The 2,364-nt window shown below is 34.1% G+C and carries 3 protein-coding genes; all 3 read left to right on the forward strand.

The window, feature by feature from the left end; translation table 11 throughout:
* The first annotated feature begins 205 nt into the window (after nt 1–205).
* Nucleotides 206–736 carry a type I restriction endonuclease gene (locus ACH6EH_RS20065; RefSeq protein WP_397333580.1) on the forward strand — a complete coding sequence of 177 codons (531 nt, stop codon included), beginning with the start codon at nt 206–208 and terminating at the stop codon, nt 734–736.
* Entirely contained in the window at nt 727–1,092 is a 366-nt protein-coding gene (locus ACH6EH_RS20070; RefSeq protein ID WP_397333578.1) for a hypothetical protein, read from the forward strand. The genes ACH6EH_RS20065 and ACH6EH_RS20070 overlap by 10 nt, the downstream gene beginning before the upstream one ends.
* Nucleotides 1,093–1,330: 238 nt before the next feature.
* Nucleotides 1,331–2,269, forward strand: a complete 939-nt coding sequence (locus ACH6EH_RS20075; RefSeq protein WP_397333579.1) for a hypothetical protein — start codon at nt 1,331–1,333, stop codon at nt 2,267–2,269.
* Nucleotides 2,270–2,364: the final 95 nt, after the last annotated feature.

Below are 2,364 nucleotides of genomic sequence, written 5' to 3' on the forward strand. Positions count from 1 at the left end.
CCTGATCATCATATTCAATGTGCGTGAGTTCCCATGGTTTCTCAAGCGCCATTGCAACTCGAAACATCTCTGCAATCAGGTTATCTTTATTGCTAATTGGAGTCCACATCGTCATGACCACCCTATCCATATTCTTATCAGGCAGTATTGACATAATTTTTAGCAATCAGACTTCAGCCACTTAGTGTAGCGAGGAAGCAAAAATATATTCAGTGTCACGCGGCAGCTTATGTATGCAAGAGATAATACAAAACTTGCTCTTGACTTTGTTATTTTTATAAATGGACTCCCTATAATTAATTGTGAGTTAAAAAATCGATTGACCAAGCAAAATGTTGAAGATGCGGTTTATCAATACAAGACGGATCGAGATCAGCGAGAACTCCTCTTTAATTTCGGTAGATGTATGGTACACTTTGCAGTGGATGACAGTGAAATTAAAATGTGTACGAAGTTAGATGGTAAGAAGTCCTGGTTCTTACCTTTTAATAAGGGCTACAATGATGGTGCTGGAAATCCTCCTAATTCCGATGGAATAAAGACGCATTATCTTTGGAAGCAGATTTTGAAAAAAGATGAGCTTTCAAACATCATTGAAAACTATGTACAAATCGTTGAGGAGAAAGACGAAGAAACAAAGAAAATTAAAAGGACTCAGATATTTCCTCGATATCATCTCCTCGATACTCTACAGGTCGTTCAAGACCACGGGAACAGTTATATGTCATGTTCCTAAGGCCGGAACCAGAACTTGATTTGCTTAGTAATATATTATCGAGTTTTCATGACCTATTTGGAAACATTCCTTGGAAGGATGAGGATCAGGTCAAGAAACATATTGCTGGAATTCCTGAAATGGTTGCGAAGGATAAGGACTATCAAAATGCAATGAAAAACTCTGACAAGCAAAATGCTAAAATTGAGAGTGAAAAGGCATTAAACAAAGCGATTATTAACTTAATGACCGATAATATGGAGATCTTTAAGCAGTTTAACGACAATCAATCGTTCAAGAAATTGTTCTCCGAAATGGTATTTACTGTAACTTATAATAAAAACGGTGACATTTACAAAGGTGACGCGGCGGTATAAGAGTAAAATGGTTAATGGATTAAAAGATAAAAATAAATAAAGGATCGATCTATTAGAACTGCCCTTCGTGGCAGTTTTTATATTTCCATATCTGACCAATTTCGTGTTATGATAGACCTAATGTGAAATATGAAGAATCCTGTTAGGTCGTGTCATCTCATGTCAATGAAGAAAAATGCAAGAAACCAAACAAATTATATTAATTTTTCGATAGCAGCAGAGAAAAAAGTAAGCTACGATGGATAGATTATTTTGCTCCACAACTAGCCTCTTAATTACAGTTAAGGGGCTTATAATGTATATACATATTACTTTTGGAGGGGTTATGTTGAGATATATTTATAATCAAACGGAAAATATAATTTCATTCCAAAAAGATGAGCTTTCTAAGTTGTTAGAGCTAACTGAAGAGAAGCCAATAAATCATGATGAGGTAATTGATGATTTTACTTATCATTTTTCCAGTCTTATTAATAATAAGGGTGAAGAGTTTTATGGTAAATACCCGAGCGTAAAACATGCTAGTATAGAAGACCTAGAACAATTACTTGTCAAAAAAACCGAGGTTATTAGAAGTGAAATTATATCGAAATATCTATTAAGTGAAAATTTGCATGTGCTAATGAGCAACGGCTGCTCCATATATGCTGGTTCAAAGGCAATTAATCAAACAGAAGAATCACAGTGTAAGACACATTTACTTAATGCAGTTTTTAATAACGAGCCTCAAATCACAGAACTTATTAATAAACTGGTTAATGAAAAACCTGAAGTGGCTTTAGATAGATTGTATGAAATTAAGATGTATTGTGCCAATGTCCTGCAAAAAGAAGAATCTAGCATTTGGATAGATGAATTTATAGTTCAATACAAAAATAAATTTATTGAGGAGTTTGTTAATACTATTGATTATAGAAAGAATCATTTGCATAAATTGTTTTTGAAAAGATTATTAGCACGGAGCATCAAGTTGAAAAGGGTTAACTTATTCACATTAAACTATGATTTACTAATCGAGAAAAGTGCTGAAGAAATAGGAATATCTCTGAACAATGGTTTTGCTGGCTTTCACTATAGAGTGTTTATGCCATCTATATTTCATCAAGATTTTCATATTAATAATTCGGATGGGAACAAATCACAAACGGGTCTGTCAATAAGTTTGTGTAAACTCTAAATCAAGAGTTCCCCTGTTAAGAGAAGAAGATGCTCTTTAAGGCAGATGCTGGCCAATCCGTTCAGGATAAAAGACGGATAATTGAAGCAGGATCT

It is taken from the genome of Paenibacillus sp. JSM ZJ436 (assembly GCF_044383795.1).
Lineage (GTDB): Bacteria > Bacillota > Bacilli > Paenibacillales > Paenibacillaceae > Paenibacillus_AQ > Paenibacillus_AQ algicola.

Bases quoted from the DNA above. Each gene is read 5' to 3' on its own strand.
- ACH6EH_RS20070 (WP_397333578.1), top strand. From the start codon at position 727: ATGTTCCTAAGGCCGGAACCAGAACTTGATTTGCTTAGTAATATATTA.
- ACH6EH_RS20075 (WP_397333579.1), top strand. From the start codon at position 1,331: ATGGATAGATTATTTTGCTCCACAACTAGCCTCTTAATTACAGTTAAG.